The sequence below is a fragment of the Pseudorhodobacter sp. genome (assembly GCF_034675685.1).
Lineage (GTDB): Bacteria > Pseudomonadota > Alphaproteobacteria > Rhodobacterales > Rhodobacteraceae > Pseudorhodobacter.
In genome coordinates, this window is sequence record NZ_JAUCDA010000004.1 from 38,265 (window position 1) to 54,550 (window position 16,286).

The 16,286-nt window shown below is 59.2% G+C and carries 17 protein-coding genes; 7 read left to right on the forward strand and 10 right to left on the reverse strand.

Translation table 11 applies throughout. The annotated features are described in order from the left end of the window. Positions 1-202 precede the first annotated feature (202 nt). Positions 203-1,231: an NADP-dependent oxidoreductase gene (locus VDP61_RS04275; RefSeq protein ID WP_323006029.1), complete on the reverse strand. Its 1,029-nt coding sequence runs from the start codon at positions 1,229-1,231 to the stop codon at positions 203-205. A gap of 160 nt (positions 1,232-1,391) precedes the next feature. Here VDP61_RS04275 and proC point away from each other — a divergent pair, with 160 nt between their 5' ends. The 4 genes from proC to VDP61_RS04295 all read left to right on the forward strand — a co-directional run bounded on the left by proC (position 1,392) and on the right by VDP61_RS04295 (position 4,280). Next, the gene (gene proC, locus VDP61_RS04280; RefSeq protein WP_323005713.1) at positions 1,392-2,195 is read left to right on the forward strand and encodes a pyrroline-5-carboxylate reductase; all 804 of its coding nucleotides are present in this window, start codon (positions 1,392-1,394) and stop codon (positions 2,193-2,195) included. Next, complete coding sequence (locus tag VDP61_RS04285) at positions 2,192-2,524, forward strand: tRNA-binding protein (protein WP_323005714.1); 333 nt, start codon at positions 2,192-2,194, stop codon at positions 2,522-2,524. The genes proC and VDP61_RS04285 overlap by 4 nt, the downstream gene beginning before the upstream one ends. 26 nt (positions 2,525-2,550) lie before the next feature. Further along, positions 2,551-3,474 carry a D-glycerate dehydrogenase gene (locus tag VDP61_RS04290; protein ID WP_323006030.1) on the forward strand — a complete coding sequence of 308 codons (924 nt, stop codon included), beginning with the start codon at positions 2,551-2,553 and terminating at the stop codon, positions 3,472-3,474. A gap of 131 nt (positions 3,475-3,605) precedes the next feature. Then, positions 3,606-4,280 (forward strand): sulfotransferase family 2 domain-containing protein, encoded by a 675-nt coding sequence (locus VDP61_RS04295; protein WP_323005715.1) that lies wholly within the window; start codon positions 3,606-3,608, stop codon positions 4,278-4,280. Between the two features lie 62 nt (positions 4,281-4,342). Here VDP61_RS04295 and VDP61_RS04300 read toward each other — a convergent pair whose 3' ends face one another. From VDP61_RS04300 to VDP61_RS04330, 7 genes are all read right to left on the reverse strand, one after another. Further along, on the reverse strand, positions 4,343-6,535 hold the full coding sequence (locus VDP61_RS04300; protein WP_323005716.1) for a 3-hydroxyacyl-CoA dehydrogenase NAD-binding domain-containing protein: 2,193 nt from the start codon (positions 6,533-6,535) through the stop codon (positions 4,343-4,345). A gap of 68 nt (positions 6,536-6,603) precedes the next feature. Next, on the reverse strand, positions 6,604-7,815 hold the full coding sequence (locus tag VDP61_RS04305) for an acetyl-CoA C-acetyltransferase (RefSeq protein WP_323005717.1): 1,212 nt from the start codon (positions 7,813-7,815) through the stop codon (positions 6,604-6,606). Positions 7,816-7,948: 133 nt separating this feature from the next. After that, positions 7,949-8,584 carry a glutathione S-transferase family protein gene (locus VDP61_RS04310; RefSeq protein WP_323005718.1) on the reverse strand — a complete coding sequence of 212 codons (636 nt, stop codon included), beginning with the start codon at positions 8,582-8,584 and terminating at the stop codon, positions 7,949-7,951. A gap of 234 nt (positions 8,585-8,818) precedes the next feature. Beyond that, positions 8,819-9,031 (reverse strand): hypothetical protein, encoded by a 213-nt coding sequence (locus VDP61_RS04315; RefSeq protein WP_323005719.1) that lies wholly within the window; start codon positions 9,029-9,031, stop codon positions 8,819-8,821. A gap of 54 nt (positions 9,032-9,085) precedes the next feature. Beyond that, on the reverse strand, positions 9,086-10,861 hold the full coding sequence (locus VDP61_RS04320; RefSeq protein WP_323005720.1) for an acyl-CoA dehydrogenase C-terminal domain-containing protein: 1,776 nt from the start codon (positions 10,859-10,861) through the stop codon (positions 9,086-9,088). A 50-nt stretch (positions 10,862-10,911) separates the two neighbouring features. Next, the gene (locus tag VDP61_RS04325; protein ID WP_323005721.1) at positions 10,912-11,352 is read right to left on the reverse strand and encodes a MerR family DNA-binding transcriptional regulator; all 441 of its coding nucleotides are present in this window, start codon (positions 11,350-11,352) and stop codon (positions 10,912-10,914) included. Positions 11,353-11,510: 158 nt separating this feature from the next. Further along, positions 11,511-11,876, reverse strand: a complete 366-nt coding sequence (locus VDP61_RS04330) for a MerR family DNA-binding transcriptional regulator (RefSeq protein ID WP_323005722.1) — start codon at positions 11,874-11,876, stop codon at positions 11,511-11,513. 131 nt (positions 11,877-12,007) lie between these two features. Between VDP61_RS04330 and VDP61_RS04335 the strand changes: the two genes are divergently transcribed. From VDP61_RS04335 to VDP61_RS04345, 3 genes are read left to right on the forward strand one after another with little or no spacing between them, the layout of a single operon-like run. Then, positions 12,008-12,442, forward strand: a complete 435-nt coding sequence (locus VDP61_RS04335) for a PaaI family thioesterase (protein ID WP_323005723.1) — start codon at positions 12,008-12,010, stop codon at positions 12,440-12,442. Continuing rightward, on the forward strand, positions 12,439-12,993 hold the full coding sequence (locus VDP61_RS04340; protein WP_323005724.1) for a PaaI family thioesterase: 555 nt from the start codon (positions 12,439-12,441) through the stop codon (positions 12,991-12,993). The genes VDP61_RS04335 and VDP61_RS04340 overlap by 4 nt, the downstream gene beginning before the upstream one ends. Before the next feature lie 6 nt (positions 12,994-12,999). Beyond that, positions 13,000-14,310, forward strand: coding sequence for an MATE family efflux transporter (locus VDP61_RS04345; protein WP_323005725.1), 1,311 nt, complete (start codon positions 13,000-13,002; stop codon positions 14,308-14,310). An 86-nt stretch (positions 14,311-14,396) separates the two neighbouring features. Here VDP61_RS04345 and VDP61_RS04350 read toward each other — a convergent pair whose 3' ends face one another. After that, positions 14,397-15,179 carry a TIGR02186 family protein gene (locus VDP61_RS04350; RefSeq protein ID WP_323005726.1) on the reverse strand — a complete coding sequence of 261 codons (783 nt, stop codon included), beginning with the start codon at positions 15,177-15,179 and terminating at the stop codon, positions 14,397-14,399. Beyond that, positions 15,176-16,096: a sulfite exporter TauE/SafE family protein gene (locus VDP61_RS04355; RefSeq protein ID WP_323005727.1), complete on the reverse strand. Its 921-nt coding sequence runs from the start codon at positions 16,094-16,096 to the stop codon at positions 15,176-15,178. Before VDP61_RS04355 ends, VDP61_RS04350 begins: the two co-directional genes overlap by 4 nt. Between the last annotated feature and the right edge of the window lie 190 nt (positions 16,097-16,286).

Sequence of the window (16,286 nt, forward strand, 5' to 3'; positions counted from 1 at the left end):
CCGCCCAGGCAATGCGGGTTCTTCAAGCCGTGGCACACACCGCGTTGAAATCTTTGATTTCAGACAGTGATATCGGTGTTGGATTCAAGGCGAAAGACTTTGGTCTTGAACCATGGCACCGCAGGCAGGTGAAGATGAGCCGGCACAGGTTGAAAGTCAGGGAGCTGACGTTTCAACCCATCATTGCCAAGCCCCCCCGAGGTTACAGCCGTACCACCATCTTGCCAAAGTTGCGCCCTTCCAACAGGTCGTAAAGGGCAGAGGGGGCATTTTCCAAGCCGTCGATTACCTGTTCCGTGTAGTGAATTTTGCCCTGGCCCAGCCACATGGCCATGTCACGGGTAAATTCGGCGTAGAGACTGCGGGGAAAGCTGTCAAAGATGATGAAGCCTTGCATTTTTACCTTCATCCGCAAAATGGTGCCCATGATCACAGGCCCCATATCCGGCCCTTCGGGAAGGCCTGGCAGGTTGTACCATGATACCATGCCGCAGACGGGTATCCGGGCAAAAGGGTTAAGCAAGGGCAGCACGGCATAAAGCACCTTGCCGCCGACATTCTCGAAATAGACGTCGATGCCTTGGGGGCAGGCGGCCTTTAAGTGCTCGGCAAAATCCGGCGCCTTGTGATCAATACAGATGTCAAATCCCAGTACATCAACCACATGCGCACATTTTTCGGCCCCACCGGCGATGCCCACCACACGGCAGCCCTTGAGCTTGGCAATCTGCCCCACTGTCGCCCCGACCGGGCCAGAGGCCGCCGCGACGACCACAGTTTCCCCCGGCTTTGGTTCGCCAATCTGCAATAACCCCGCATAGGCTGTATAGCCCGGCATACCCATGATCCCAAGCGACCAGGACGGGTTGGCAGGCGCAGGACCAAGGTTAAGCACCTCGGCCCCGTCAGAAAGCGCGTAATCTTGCCAGCCGCTGCCCGCCAAGACGAAATCACCGGGGGCAAAGGCATCAAGGTTCGAGATCATCACCTCGGCCACCACTTGCCCGCTCATCACCCCGCTAATCGCAACGGGTGTCGCATAGGATTTCGCGTCATTCATCCGCCCGCGCATATAGGGATCAAGCGACAGATAGACCGAGCGCAGCAGCATTTGCCCCGGCCCCGGTGAGGGTATCGCGGCTTCCTCCAGGCGCAGGGTATCGGCATCGGGGGCCCCTTTGGGGCGCTGCGCAAGAACGATCCGGCGGTTGATCTGTGCGGATTGGGGCATGGTCTGGGGCATGGCATTTCCTTTGCTTACCGCGCCAGTGTAACGGCTTTGGGGCCAAGGATACAGGGGGGGTGGCATGCCGTGTTGGCCGGACAGAAAGAAAGTGATTCAGCTTTCTGATTTTTCACGCTAACCTTGCCCAAAGATAGGAGGGGGATCTATGAACCTTGGTGAAGTGAACACGCGCGGCCTGGTGCTTTTGGGGTGTGGCAAAATGGGGTCTGCCATGCTGCAAGGCTGGTTGGTGCAGGGGGTCAAGGCGGGGTCGGTCTGGGTCAACGACCCCTTTCCGAGCGATTGGTTGCAGGCTACGGGCGTGCATTTGAACGAAAGCCTGCCCCCAGACCCGGCGATTGTGCTGATTGCGGTAAAGCCGCAGATGATGGCGCAGGCGCTGCCATCGCTAACGGCGCTTGGCAATGGAACCACGCTGTTTGTGTCGGTCGCTGCGGGCACCACGATTGCCTATTACGAAAAGGTTCTGGGGGCGCAAACCCCGATTATCCGCGCCATGCCCAACACCCCCGCCGCCGTCTCGCGCGGGATCACCGCGATGTGCGGCAATGCACAGGCAAGCGAGGGCCACATGGCTTTGGCAGAGGCGCTGCTGCGTGCGGTGGGGCAGGTGGTGCGGCTGGAAGGTGAGCATCAGATAGATGCGGTCACCGGGCTTTCCGGCTCTGGTCCTGCCTATGTTTTCCATATGATCGAGGCAATGGCGCAAGCGGGTGAGGCCGTGGGGCTGGCGCCGGATCTGGCAATGCAGCTTGCACGGGCCACGGTGTGCGGGGCGGGTGAATTGGCGCATCAGGCCGAAGAAAGTGCGGCGCAGTTGCGTATCAACGTCACCTCTCCGGCAGGCACGACGGCGGCGGGGCTTGCCGTTTTGATGGCGGAATTGCCTGATCTGATGGCCCGCACCGTGGCGGCCGCCACCAATCGCGGCAAGGAATTGGGCGAATGATCAGCTATGAGGCGTTTGCCGCGGTCGATATCCGCGTTGGCACCGTCACCCGCGCCGAGCCCTATCCCGAAGCGCGCAAACCTGCGATCAAGCTGTGGGTCGATTTTGGCGCCGAGATTGGCGAGAAGCGCTCATCAGCCCAGATCACCGCGCATTACACCGCCGACAGTTTGATTGGCCGACAAGTGCTGGCGGTGGTGAATTTTCCACCCCGCCAGATTGGCAAAGTGATGTCCGAGGTTCTGGTGCTTGGCGTGCCGGATGCCGCGGGCGAGGTTGTGTTGATCGGCCCCGGCCATGATGTGCCGAATGGAGGAAAACTGTTTTGAAACCCGAAGTCTTCATCACCCGCCCGATGCCCGGCAAAGTCATTGCCGAGGCGATCCGCCATTTCTCGCTGACCATCCGCGAAGATACCACGCCCTTGACGCAGCAGGCCTGTATTGACAGCCTGCATCAATATGATGCGATTTTGCCGACCTTGGGCGACCCGTTCAGCGCCGGGGTCTTTGCCGAAAACCACGCCCCGCGCTGCCGTCTTCTGGCGAATTTCGGGGTGGGCTATAACCATATTGATGTTGCTGCCGCCAAAGCTGCGGGCGTTATCGTTAGCAATACGCCGGGTGCTGTGACGGATGCGACTGCCGATATTGCGCTGACGCTGATGCTGATGACTGCCCGGCGTGTGGGTGAAGGTGAACGCATGCTGCGGGCCGGCGAATGGGGCGGTTGGCATCCAACCCAGTTGCTGGGCACGCATATGTCCGGCAAAAGCCTTGGCATCATCGGCATGGGGCGTATCGGCAAAGCCATCGCCAAACGGGCGCATTACGGCTTTGGCATGGAGGTGCGTTTCTTTAACCGCAATCCCGTGGCCAATCCCGGTTTGCCATCCGAGCAGGTCGAGATGGCCAAGGCACTGGCCGCAGATTTCGTGGTTATCGCGGTTCCCGGTGGCCCTGCCACGCACCACCTGATTGATGCCGAAGCCCTGGCGCAGATGCGCCCCCATGCGTTTTTGATCAATATCGCACGCGGGGATATCGTCGAGGAACAAGCCCTGATCGACGCCCTGCAAAATGAGATCATCGCAGGGGCCGGGCTTGATGTCTATGAACATGAACCCAATGTGGCCCCCGCCCTGATGTTGATGGAAAACGTGACCCTCCTGCCGCATCTTGGCACAGCGGCGACCGAGGTGCGCGAAGCCATGGGCCTGATGGCCGTTGAAAACCTTGTCGCCTTTTTTGACGGCAAGCCCTTACCCAACCTCGTCTGATCCGTGGCTTTCTGTTCGGCACAAATATCCTCGCCGAAGGCTCTTGCTGTGGCGCTGCGCCAGCGTATCAAGGCTTGGTGCCAAGGCCGCCCTTGGGGGCTCGATGCCCCCAAGGGCGGCTCCTCCGTGCCATGATCCTCTCGTGGGGGCGCAACTATGTCTTTGTACATATCCCCAAAACCGGCGGTACGGCGTTGGCGTTGGCGCTGGAGGCGCGGGCACTGAAAGATGATATCCTGATCGGTGACACGCCCAAGGCGCGGGCGCGCAAGGGGCGGGTGAAAGGGCTTTCGGCTGCGGGGCGGCTGTGGAAACATGCCAGGCTTTGCGATATTGACGGGCTGGTGACCACGGATGAACTAGCCCAAATGTTCACGCTGACGCTGGTGCGCAACCCGTGGGACCGGGCTGTCAGCTATTACCATTGGCTACGCAGCCAAAGCTTCGCCCATCCGGCAGTGGCGCTGTCGAGGCATTTGAGTTTCAGCGAGTTCCTCAACCATCCGCAAACCCAGGCCGGCTTTCGCGATTGGCCGGCCAGCGCCTATATGCGCGATGCTGTGGGAAGGGAAACCTGTTCGCTTTATCTGCGGCTGGAGCATCTGAACCAGGATATCGCCCCTTTTGAAGCGCATCTGGGCTTTCAAGTGACGCCCTTGTCGCGTGCCAATGCGTCCAACCGCAAAACTGATTGGCGTGGGTATTATTCTGACGCGGACGCCGGCCTTTTGGCCGTGCTTTGCGCCGAAGATATTGCGCGGTTTGGCTATGGTTTCGATGACTTTGGAAAGGGCGGCACCCGATAAGGTGCCGCCCCGATTTTTCTACGAAAAATCCGCCTGGAGCCGATTTTTCGCCTTGGCCACACTCAGGCCGCCTGTTTTTTTGGCGCAAAGCGGCTGTAAAAGCCGTCGCCTTTGGCAGCCATGTCGCGCAACAAGGTTGGCGCTTTGAAACGGTCACCAAATTCCGCGGTCAGCCGGTCACAAATCTCGACCGCACGCGCGGCGCCGATCATATCCAGCCATGACAGCGGCCCGCCCGACCAGGGCGCAAAGCCCCAGCCCAGAATTGCGCCAACATCACCTTCGCGGATGTCCATCAACACGCCATCTTCCAGCGCCCGTACCGCCTCCAGCACTTGGGCCATCAGCAGGCGGTGCTGCACCTCGGTCAGCTCTGGCTGGGTCCCGGCTACCGGATAGGCAGCTTCCAACCCATCCCACAGCCCCAGACGCTTGCCCTTTTCGTCATAGCTGTAAAAGCCTGCGCCAGCCTTTTTACCCAAACGCCCCTGATCGGCCATGGCAAACAGCACCGTATCAACCGCCCCATCCGGATAGGCATCGCCCATCGCCAACCGTGTCGCCTTGGCAATCTTCACGCCAAGATCAATCGAGGTTTCATCGACCAGTTGCAACGGCCCCAATGGCATGCCGACCAGCTTGGCGGCATTTTCTATCAACACCGGCTCTACCCCTTCGGCAAGCATCCGGATGCCTTCGTTGATATAGGGAATGATGCAGCGGTTGGCATAAAAGAAGCGGGCATCATTGACCACAATCGGGGTCTTGCGAATTTGGCGCACAAAATCAAGCGCTTTTGCAACCGCCCGATCGCCTGTGGCCTTGCCACGAATGATCTCGACCAGCAGCATCTTGTCTACAGGGCTGAAGAAGTGGATGCCGATGAATTGGTCTGGCCGGGCGCTGGCCTTTGCCAGATCGGTGATCGGCAAGGTAGAGGTGTTGGTCGCAAAGATGCAATCCGGCCCCACAACCGCCTCGACTTTCCGGGTCACTTCGGCCTTGATCTCCATATCTTCGAACACCGCTTCCACGATCAGATCACAGCCCGCAAGGGCGGCGTAATCGGTGGTGGCGGTGATGCGGCCCAGAACCTCGGCTTTTTTCTGCTCGGTCACCTTCTTGCGGCTGATACCCTTGTCAAGGATGGCTTCGGAATAGGATTTTCCGTGATCCGCGGCCTCTTGTTTGGCGTCAATCAGTACCACCTCAATCCCGGCATTGGCTGATACATAGGCAATGCCCGCCCCCATCATGCCCGCGCCGATGATGCCCAGTTTCTTCACGGTCTGATCTGGTTGCGCCGGGCGTACAGCGCCCTTTTCAAGCGCCTCTTTGTTGATGAACAGGCTGCGGATCATCGCGCTGGAAGACGGATTCATCAGAACCGAAGTAAACCAGCGCGCTTCAATTTTCAGCGCGGTATCAAAGGGCACCAATGCCCCTTCATAGACAGCCGACAGCAAAGCCTTGGCCGCAGGGTAAACCCCCATCGTCTTGGCATGCACCATTGCAGAGGCACCGACAAAAGTCATGAAGCCGGCCGGATGATAGGGGGCCCCGCCGGGCATCTTGTAGCCCTTGGCATCCCATGGCTTCACCAGATCGGCGTCTTTCGCACCCAAGACCCATTCCTTGGCACGGGCCAGCAATTCGTCGGGGGCGACCACCTCATCAATCAGCCCGGCGGCTTTGGCGGATTTCGGATCCGACAGCTTGCCTTCCAGCAAGAAGGGGGCCGCCATCATCGCGCCCATCTTGCGCACAAGGCGGGTCGTGCCACCCGCGCCGGGGAAAATACCGACCATGATTTCGGGCAGGCCAATCTTGGCCTTTGGATTGTCAGCGGCGATGATACGGTGACAGGACAGCGGAATTTCCAGACCGATCCCAAGCGCGGTGCCGGGCAATGCCGCGACAATCGGCTTGCCGCCTTTCAGGGTTTTGGGGTCCATTCCGGCGCGTTCAATCTTGCGCAAAATGGCGTGCATGTTCATCACGCCGTCAAAAATGCCCTTTGCTCCGCCATCCTCGCGCATTTTGGCGATGACATTCAGGTCCATCCCGCCGGCGAAATCCTTTTTCGCCGATGTGATGATGATGCCTTTGACCGCCGTGTCGGCCAACGCCGTGTCAATCAGGCTGTCAAGCAAGGCAAAGCCTGCCAGCGACATCACGTTCATGGATTTGTCAGCCACATTCCAGGTGATTGTGGCGACCCCATCGGCGTCTGTTTTCAGTTCAAAATCAGTCATTTGGTTGGTTCCTCCGGGAATTTGACATGCCAGCGGTGAGTGTTTCAATGCAAAAAGCGGCCATGGTGTTACACCCGCTCAATAATCGTGGCGGCCCCCATGCCGGACGCGATGCACAGCGTGGCAAGACCGACCTGCTTGTCCTGGCGCTCCAGCTCATCCAGCAGGGTGCCGATGATGATGGCCCCTGTGGCGCCCAGCGGGTGGCCCATCGCGATAGAACCGCCGTTGACGTTGACCAAAGCCGGGTCCACGTTGAACGCCTGCTGAAACCGCAACACGACCGAGGCAAAGGCCTCATTCACCTCGAACAGGTCAATGTCGCTGATGGTCATACCATGATCGGCCAGAATTTTTTGCGTGACAGGAACCGGGCCGGTCAGCATGATTGTCGGGTCGGTGCCGATTTTCGCTGTTGCGCGGATGCGGGCGCGGGGCTTCAGGCCGTAACGCTCGCCAAATTCCTTGTTGCCGATCAGCACCGCGGCGGCACCGTCCACGATACCGCTGGAATTTCCGGCGTGGTGGATGTGGTTGATCTGCGCCAAATGTGGGTATTTCATCATGGCGATTTTATCGAAACCGGGCATCACCTCGCCCATATCCTTGAACGCGGGCCTTAGCGCCCCAAGGCTTTGCATATCGGTGCCGGGGCGCAGATATTCATCGCGGTCCAGAATGGTCAGGCCGTTCTGATCCTTGATTTCAATCACCGAATTGGCAAAGCGATTTCCGGCCCAGGCAGCGGCGGCGCGCCTTTGGCTTTCAACCGCCAAGGCATCGGCCATTTCACGGGTAAACCCGTATTCGGTGGCGATGATATCGGCTGAAATGCCTTGCGGAACGAAATAGGTTTTCATCGCAAGGCTTGGGTCAACCGCAATGGCCGCCCCATCTGACCCCATCGCCACGCGGCCCATCATTTCGACGCCACCGGCGATATAGCCCATGCCTGCGCCGCCGCGTATCTGGTTGGCGGCAAGGTTCACCGCCTCCATCCCGCTGGCACAAAAGCGGTTGATCGCAAGGCCGGGGATGCTTTCATCAAGGTCCGAGGCAAGAACGGCAGAGCGGGCAAGGCAGCCGCCCTGTTCGCCCACTTGGGTCACGTTGCCCCAGATCACATCTTCAACCGCGTGGCCTTCCAGGCCATTGCGCGCCTTTACCGCGTTCAGCACTTTTGCTGACAGCGCAACCGAGGTCAGTTCATGCAAGCTGCCATCGGGGCGGCCTTTGCCGCGCGGCGAGCGGATGGCGTCATAGATATAAGCTTCGGTCATTTGTGTTTCTCCGGGTCTTTAGAGGTTGGAAGGTTGCCGCAAGCGGCGTTCGGGGGGGCAACGGACGCAGGCACGGGCCAAATGGACGTGGCGGGGCCGGGGGGGGGGGGCGCCGTGCCAAGACCGGGCATTTTCAGGCCCGATCCGACGGGTTGCCGGGCATCATGTCATAGGGCGCTTTCCAGCCGGGCAGGGCTGCGATCTGATCCAGCCAGCGGTTGATATGGGGCCAATCGGCGCGATCAAAGCCAAAGGGCTCGGGGTAAAACAGATATCCACAGCAGGATAAATCGGCGATGCTGACCTGATCGCCCACGATCCAATCGGATTTCGCAAGGTGGTCGTTCAATATGGTGTACGAGGCCTTCAGCCGCGCCTGATTGAACGCAATCACCGCCTCGGGGCGCTTTTCCGGTGGCAGAAAATTCATCAGATACCGCGTCGTTCCGGCCAGGCCCGACAGCTTGTGATTGTCCCAGAACAACCAGCGCAAAACCTCGCGCCGCTCGGCCGCAGACCGCCCACCCAGCTTGCCGGTTTTGGAACTGATATAGTCAAGGATAACGCCCGATTGGGTCAGGGTCGTATCGCCATCGACCAAGACGGGCACCTCGCCCATGGCGTTCATCTCGCGGAAGGCGGGGCTGCGCAACTCACCGTTGAAGAAATCCACAAAGACGGGGTCCCAATCCATTTCGGCAAAGGTCAGGGCCAGGGCTGCCTTGTAGGCATTGCCGCTTTCGCCAAAGCAATAAAGTTTCGCGGTCATCAGATCGGTCTCCTTTTTATGGGCCGGGCGGGGGGGCAGGCCCCCGCGCCGGCTGGTTCTTGAACCAGTGGCGCATGAGCCGTCGCCCCCGTGAAGTATGTGAGCCAAGACGAGCAAGGGTTTGTTAACCATGCTTATCCAGCGGTGCAGTTGCGGTATTGGCCAAGGGGCCAATGACCGCCCAGGGTGAAGTCGCCCCGGTCTTGATGTGAAACTCTCACATGGGATACGGTCTTATTTCTTTCGCGCCTCCAGTTCCGAATTGAACAGCCGCAAACGATGCGTCAGGGTGTCTTGGTCGATCACGGAGCTGAAGTTCTCAAACAGAAACGACAGCGCCTCGCCTTCATCCAGGCCGGCCTCGGCCGCGAACCGTTTAAGGCGGCGATAGCCATCTTCGGTCATCGCTACAGGAAAACGGCGGGTCAGGCGAAAGCGTTTTGGCATGGCATACTCCGCAATCAACAGGGGTAGGGGGTGGGTGTGTTGGCCCAGCTTACCTCAGAACGCCTCTGCCGCCAGTGCCATTACAGGCGCGGCCCCGCTTTCGATACGGGCCAAGTGCAAGCCTGTCGCAGGCAGTTGCCGGGCCATATAATAGCGGCCCGTAGCGATTTTGGCGGCAAGAAACGCCGTGTCACCAGTTCCGGCATCCTGCGCCGCAAAGGCGGCTTTTGCCATCCGTGCCCACATGAAGCCCAAGCAGACATGCCCCATCAAATGCATGAAATCGTAAGAGCCGGACAGCGCATTGTTCGGGTTTTTCATGCCATTTTGCATGAAATACATCGCGGCGGCCTGCAGGTCCTTGGACCCAGCCTTCAGCGCGTCGGTGAACGGCTTCATCCGCTCATCATCCTGATTTTCCTTGATGAAACCTTTTATCATCTCAAAGAAAGCCATCACATGCTTGCCGCCATCCTGCGCCAGTTTGCGGCCCACAAGGTCAAGCGATTGGATGCCGTTTGCGCCCTCATAAATCTGGGCAATGCGGGCATCGCGGACAAACTGGCTCATGCCGTTTTCTTCGATATAGCCGTGGCCACCCCAGACCTGTTGTGCCTGCACCGCCATTTCAAACCCTTTGTCGGTTTGAAAGCCCTTGATCACCGGCGTCAGCAGCGAAATCAGCCCTTCGGCCTCGGCGTCGCCCATCCGGACAGAGCGGTCGATCAGATGCGCGCCCCAATAGGTAAAGGCGCGTGCACCTTCGACAAAGCTTTTCTGATCCATCAGGCTGCGGCGAATATCGGGGTGTACGATCAGCGGGTCGGCGGGGCCGTCGGGGTTTTCAGCGCCGGTCACGGCGCGGCCCTGAAGCCGCTCGCGGGCATAGAGCACCGCATTTTGATAGGCGGCCTCGGCCACGGCATAGCCTTGCAGGCCCACGCCCAGACGCGCCTCGTTCATCATGGTGAACATGGCTTTCATGCCCTTGTGCAGATCGCCCAACAGCCAGCCCTTGGCACCATCATAGTTCATCACGCAGGTCGAATTGGCGTGGATGCCCATCTTGTGCTCGATCGAGCCGACGGTGACGCCGTTGCGGTCCCCGAGTGAGCCATCGTCATTGACCAAAAACTTTGGCACGATGAACAGCGACACGCCCTTGATGCCATCCGGCCCACCCGCAGCCTTGGCCAGAACCAGATGGATGATGTTCTCGGCCAGATCATGTTCACCCGCCGAGATGAAAATCTTTTGACCGGTGATCGCGTAAGAGCCATCGTCTTGCGGGTCGGCCTTGGTGCGCATCAAGCCCAGATCGGTGCCGCAATGCGGTTCGGTCAGGTTCATTGTGCCGGTCCACTCGCATGATACCATTTTGGGCAGATATTTGGTCTTTTGTGCATCCGTGCCGTGGGTATGGATTGCCGAATAGGCACCATGGGTCAGGCCCTGGTACATGTTGAACGCCATATTGGCGGATACAAAAATCTCACCCACTGCCGAACCCATGATATAGGGCAGGCCCTGGCCACCATATTTGGGGTCGCAATCAAGGGCGGTCCAGCCGCCCTCTTTCATCGCAGCGAAGGCCTTGTCAAAGCCCTTTGGTGTGCGCACTGCGCCGTTTTCCAGTACGCAGCCTTCCTGATCGCCGGTTGCATTCAGCGGGGCCAGCACATCGCGCGCGACTTTGCCCGCCTCTTCCAGAACCGCGCTGGTGAAATCAGCTTCCAGATCTTCATAACCCGGCACGCCGGTTTCAGTTACTTTCAGCACGTCTTGCAACAAGAACTGAATATCTTTGACGGGGGCATTATAGATGGGCATTGGAGTCTCCCTAAATCTGGTCTGGCTAAGTTTGGCGGGGTGCGGCCGGTTCAGGCTGCGGATTTGTTAAGGGGGTCGAATTGGGGTTCGGGCGCCTGTGTGGGCATGGTGGAATAGGCTTGAAACATCTTTGCGCCATCCGCCAATTCACTTTTCAGCTCGGCAATCGCCTCGATCAGTTCATCACGCTGCTGTTCCATTTGCGCCAAGCGGTCCTGGGCCAGGGAATAGGTGCGGAGGTATTGCGTCTGCTCTGATCCTTCGAGGTCGTACATATCCAGCAACTGCCGGATATCTTCGAGGCTGAAGCCAAAGCGCTTGCCACGCAAGATCAGCTTTAGCCGCGCGCGATCCCGGCGGGTGAACAGGCGTTTGGTCCCTTCACGCTTCGGAAATATCAGTTCTTTCGCCTCATAAAAGCGAAGGGTGCGCGGGGTCACGTCAAACGCGTCACACATTTCACGGATCGTCAAAAGGTCATCATTCGTCATCACATGTCTCACAGGTTACCAAGGCAGGAGTTTGCTTTCCTCTAGGTCACATGGGGTCGGTGATCTGTGCTTACCAGAGTAATTGACGTTAACGTCAGCGTAACGTCACGTCAGATCGGAGGTGACGCGATGTCAGCCAGGTTTTTCAGGCCCCGCGATCAGATTTCTTTGGCTGCGGTGTCGCGCAAGGCCCGCAAATCGGCAATGGTTGTATCCAATTCGCTGCGTTGGCGATCAAGTTCGGCCAATTGTCGGTCTGCAAGTTCCAACCAGGCTTGCAACTGCGGTTTGTTGCCTTTCTGGCGATAAATCAGCAACCATTGACGGATTTCCTCAAGGCTGAAGCCAAATCGCCTGCCGCGCAGAATAAGCGTCATACGCGCCACTTCGCGCGGCCCGTACCAGCGTGCGCGGCCTTCCTTTGTCGGCTCCAGCAGCTCTATATACTCATAATAGCGCAAGGTGCGCGGCGTGACGTCAAACTTGGTGCACATTTCTTTAAAGCTAAGCCGCGTGTCGGTCATATCGGTATCCCCCTGTTTGAAGATTAGGCCGATGCGGCCCGTTGTGCAATCACTGGCAGGTCAAACCCACGCAGGGCTTGCAGCCTGGCCGCCAATGGGGAACATATGCGACAGCAAAAGGTGGACCAAAGATGACCGACAGCAAGAAATTCGTGCGCCAATTCATGGAAGCGCTGCCACATTCCCAGGCCTTGGGTATGGTTCTGGAGACGCTGAAAGACGGCGTTGCCGTTGTCTCCATGCCCTATGACCCGCGCTTTGTCGGCGATCCAGTGACGGGGGTTATTCATGGCGGCGCGGTTTCGGCGCTGATGGATACGGCCTCGGGCGCATCGGTGATGTGCCACCCCTCAGAGCCCGTCTCAACCGCGACGATTGATCTGCGCATTGATTACATGCGCCCTGCCACGCCGGGGCAACGAATCACCGCGCGGGCCGAATGTTATCATGTGACCCGTTCGGTCGCTTTCGTCCGGGTCATCACCACGGATGAAGATAGCGAACGCCCCGTAGCGACCGCAACCGGGGCCTTTACGATTGAACGCGCAAAAGGAGCCGTGACATGACAGGCGAAATCAGGCAGCGCCCGCGCCCCGAGCCGGTTCAGGTCATCAAGCAGCGCCGTGATGCGGCCCTGCGCCGGTTGGTTGACGGCGTGCCCTATATCCAGTTTCTGGGCATCAAATTCGACCGGCGCGGGGATGAGCTGACCGCCGTGCTGCCTTTTGATGAAAAGCTGATCGGCAACCCGATGCTGCCCGCCCTTCACGGCGGGGTGACGGCGGCCTTTCTGGAAGTGACAGCGATCATCGAGTTAAGCTGGTCGATGCTGTGGGAGGATATGGAGCAAGGGCGGCTGGACCCGGCAAGGGCCGCAGTGCCAGAGCAGATGCGCCTGCCAAAAACCATTGATTTCACCGTGGATTATCTGCGCTCTGGCTTGCCGCGGGATGCTTATGCGCGTGCGCGGATCAACCGGTCGGGGCGGCGCTATGCAAGCGTACATGTTGAAGCGTGGCAAGACAATCGCAGCCGCCTGTTCGCACAGGCGACCGGCCACTTTCTGATGCCCCTACGCGACGAAGACGCCGCAACACCGGGCCTTTTGTCGACATGAGCCGAAATGATTGAGATTACCCACGCCCGGGTGATGCGCGTGGCGATTCCCATCGTTTTGGCGAATGTCACCGTGCCTTTGCTGGGGGCGGTCGATACGGCCGTTGTTGGCCAGATCGGCTTGCCTGCGCCCATTGGTGCGGTGGGGCTGGGGGCGATTATCCTGTCGTCGGTCTATTGGATTTTCGGCTTTTTGCGGATGGGCACCACGGGCCTTACATCGCAAGCGCTGGGGGCAGGCAATCAGGCCGAGGTGACGGCGATCTTGTTGCGGGCCTTGCTGATCGGCGGGGCGGCGGGGCTATTTTTCACCGTGATACAAGCGCCGCTGTTTTGGGGCGCGCTGTGGCTGGCACCCGGCAGCGATGAGGTTGAAGGGCTGGCCCATGCTTATTTGCGGCTGCGTATCTGGGGGGCACCTGCGACGATCGCGCTTTATGCCGTGACCGGTTGGCTGATTGCCACGGAACGCACGCGCGCGGTGCTGGTCTTGCAGCTTTGGATCAACGGGGTGAATATCGCGCTGGATCTGTGGTTTGTGCTTGGTCTTGGCTGGGGCGTCGAAGGGGTGGCGATTGCCACACTGATCGCTGAATGGACCGGGTTGATATTTGGCCTGTGGCTGTGCCGCGCGGCCTTTGGGGCAGCACTTGCCCCGGGTATGGCGCGGCTGCGCGATGGGGTGGCGCTGCGGCATATGGCGGTGGTGAACGGCGATATCATGATCCGGTCCATTCTGCTGCAGATCAGCTTTACCAGCTTTTTGTTTCTGGGGGCGGGGCAGGGTGATGTGACCTTGGCGGCCAATCAGGTGTTGATGCAGTTTCTGACCATCGCGGCATTTTTTCTGGATGGCTTTGCCTTTGCCGCCGAGGCGCTGGTGGGGCAAGCCGTTGGTGCGCGGTCGGTTGCGGGCGCGCGGCGGGCCTCTTTGGTCAGTACGCAATGGGCTGTGGGGGCGGTTTTGTGCCTGTCGCTGATTTATCTTGCCGCCGGGCCCGCGCTGATTGACCTGATGACCACGGCCCCCAATGTTCGCCTTGTCGCGCGTGAGTATCTGCCCTGGTTGGTTGCCGCCCCGATCATCGGGGTCTGGGCTTGGATGCTGGATGGTATTTTTATCGGGGCCACCCTGACCCGCGAAATGCGGCAAACGATGCTTGTCTCGGCGCTGGCGTATGGTGTGGCGGTGTTGGTATTGGTGCCGATTTGGGGCAATCACGGGCTTTGGGCTGCGCTGATGGTGCTGAATATCACGCGCGCAATCGCCATGGGGCGCAAATGGCCACGCGTCGAAGAAAAAGCCGCGAGGTGTTGACCCAGGATCAATCGCAGGCAGGTCACTGCCAGGCCAAAACCGGCTTTCAGTGATTGCCGCGCCAAAACTGGCATCCTTTGCGCGCGTCAGCGGCGCATCAACCCAAAGGCCGCCGAGGCCCCCCAACCGGCCACAACAGCCAAGACCAGCGACATCAGCCCGTAAAGCAATGATTGCTCATGCGCGAGGTTGAAAATCCAGCGTTCCAGCCAATCCTTGTGGACTGTGATGATCTCTTCTCTCTTGTCGACGACGATGCCGTTCCGGGTGATGAAAAGCCGTACTTTATACTCTCCCTCTGTCAGATTTGCGGGCAGGGCGATATCGGCACGAAACAGCGTGGATTCTACCAGGTTCACGACATCTTCGGCCGAGGAATAATCGCCTTGTTCGCGGCGCAGCCGGATAAGCGCATCCAGAAACGCGGGCGCATCTGCCGCCTCGGCTGCAATGCCAACGGCCCGGATTGCACTTGGTATTGTCACCTCATGGCGCAGGTTTTCGGTTTCCGACAAAGCCTGATCCAGCGGCACCGATGAGGCGATGGCATAGAAACTTGGCGCGCGGCTGATGGTGACGGCATCGACATTCATCCAAACGCCAAACCGCCGTTCCTTGCGCCGCACCGTCAGCGGGCCAGAGGGGCCCTGAACCGTCACCACCACCTCTAGCGGGGCACCAGCGGGAATAGGCTGCTCGCGTTTGACCGCGCCATAGATCAAAATCTCGGAACCCGAGAAATTGGTGGTGATGGACACAAGGTTTTGGCTTAACCCCGCCACAATGGTTTCCCCGGTCGGGTTCATTGGTTCTTCTTGCGCCTGGGCGGGTAAGGCCAACGCCAAAAGGCACAACAACAGGCGGATCATTTCAACCCCCCCACCGTGATCGAATACACCTCGGCCGGGGTCAGCAGCAACCCAAGCGCGATGCGCAGACACACCGCAAGCACCATCAGTGCCAGCAAAATCCGCAACTGTTCCGCCCGCAGCATCAATCCGATCTTTGATCCGACCTGCGCGCCGATCACGCCACCGATAATCAGCAACAGCGCCAGCACCATATCGACAGTCTGGCTGGCCACCGCATGCATGACGGTGGTGAAGGCAGTCACGAAGATGATCTGGAACAGCGAGGTGCCCACCACAACCTTGGTCGGCATGCCCAAAAGATAGATCATCGCAGGCACCATGATGAACCCGCCACCTACCCCCATGATCGCCGACAAAAAACCCACGGCAGCCCCGGCCAGCACAGGCGGAATCACCGAGATATACAGGCCCGAAGCCCGGAATTTCATTTTTAACGGCAGCTTGTGAACCGAGTAATGCACATGGGCCCGCCGGACTGGCGCGCCGGCTTTGCGCGCTCGCAACAAGGCGCCAAGGCTTTCCTTGAACATCATCGCGCCAACCAGCCCCAAAAACAGCACATAGCAAAGCTGCACGAACAGGTCGATTTGCCCCAATGTGGTCAGCCAGGAAAACACCCAAATGCCCAGCGCCGACCCGATAAGGCCGCCTGCCAGCAGCACCAGCCCCATGCGAAAATCCACCGCCTTGCGTTTCAGCTGTGCCAACACACCCGAGACCGAGGAGGCAACGACAAGATTGGCACCCGTAGCCACAGCAACCGCCGGCGGTATGCCCATGAAAAACAGCAAGGGCGTAATGATGAACCCGCCGCCAACGCCGAACATACCCGACAGAATACCCACAATCCCCCCCAGGCCCAGCAGGGCGAAGGCGTTGACGGAAAGTTCAGCTATGGGCAGGTAAATCTGCATGTCTGGGCAATCAATACAGTGTTTCAAGGCAGTGCTTGCGCTGCGTGCAGGACGCGTTGCAAGGGATCAGGGGCGGGGTGGCACCCCAAGAATTGCGTGCCTTGGGGGCATTGTCAAACCTTGTTGGGGCGGCGGCTTATCTGGCCTGCGCCGCGGCGGTTGGTGCTACGCCAGATCCGGGAACACGCCA

Excerpts from the sequence above, each read along its gene's own strand:
- VDP61_RS04275 (WP_323006029.1), bottom strand. The coding sequence starts at position 1,231 with ATGCCCCAATCCGCACAGATCAACCGCCGGATCGTTCTTGCGCAGCGC.
- proC (WP_323005713.1), top strand. The coding sequence starts at position 1,392 with ATGAACCTTGGTGAAGTGAACACGCGCGGCCTGGTGCTTTTGGGGTGT.
- VDP61_RS04285 (WP_323005714.1), top strand. The coding sequence starts at position 2,192 with ATGATCAGCTATGAGGCGTTTGCCGCGGTCGATATCCGCGTTGGCACC.
- VDP61_RS04290 (WP_323006030.1), top strand. The coding sequence starts at position 2,551 with ATGCCCGGCAAAGTCATTGCCGAGGCGATCCGCCATTTCTCGCTGACC.
- VDP61_RS04295 (WP_323005715.1), top strand. The coding sequence starts at position 3,606 with ATGATCCTCTCGTGGGGGCGCAACTATGTCTTTGTACATATCCCCAAA.
- VDP61_RS04300 (WP_323005716.1), bottom strand. The coding sequence starts at position 6,535 with ATGACTGATTTTGAACTGAAAACAGACGCCGATGGGGTCGCCACAATC.
- VDP61_RS04305 (WP_323005717.1), bottom strand. The coding sequence starts at position 7,815 with ATGACCGAAGCTTATATCTATGACGCCATCCGCTCGCCGCGCGGCAAA.
- VDP61_RS04310 (WP_323005718.1), bottom strand. The coding sequence starts at position 8,584 with ATGACCGCGAAACTTTATTGCTTTGGCGAAAGCGGCAATGCCTACAAG.
- VDP61_RS04315 (WP_323005719.1), bottom strand. The coding sequence starts at position 9,031 with ATGCCAAAACGCTTTCGCCTGACCCGCCGTTTTCCTGTAGCGATGACC.
- VDP61_RS04320 (WP_323005720.1), bottom strand. The coding sequence starts at position 10,861 with ATGCCCATCTATAATGCCCCCGTCAAAGATATTCAGTTCTTGTTGCAA.
- VDP61_RS04325 (WP_323005721.1), bottom strand. The coding sequence starts at position 11,352 with ATGACGAATGATGACCTTTTGACGATCCGTGAAATGTGTGACGCGTTT.
- VDP61_RS04330 (WP_323005722.1), bottom strand. The coding sequence starts at position 11,876 with ATGACCGACACGCGGCTTAGCTTTAAAGAAATGTGCACCAAGTTTGAC.
- VDP61_RS04335 (WP_323005723.1), top strand. The coding sequence starts at position 12,008 with ATGACCGACAGCAAGAAATTCGTGCGCCAATTCATGGAAGCGCTGCCA.
- VDP61_RS04340 (WP_323005724.1), top strand. The coding sequence starts at position 12,439 with ATGACAGGCGAAATCAGGCAGCGCCCGCGCCCCGAGCCGGTTCAGGTC.
- VDP61_RS04345 (WP_323005725.1), top strand. The coding sequence starts at position 13,000 with ATGATTGAGATTACCCACGCCCGGGTGATGCGCGTGGCGATTCCCATC.
- VDP61_RS04350 (WP_323005726.1), bottom strand. The coding sequence starts at position 15,179 with ATGATCCGCCTGTTGTTGTGCCTTTTGGCGTTGGCCTTACCCGCCCAG.
- VDP61_RS04355 (WP_323005727.1), bottom strand. The coding sequence starts at position 16,096 with ATGCAGATTTACCTGCCCATAGCTGAACTTTCCGTCAACGCCTTCGCC.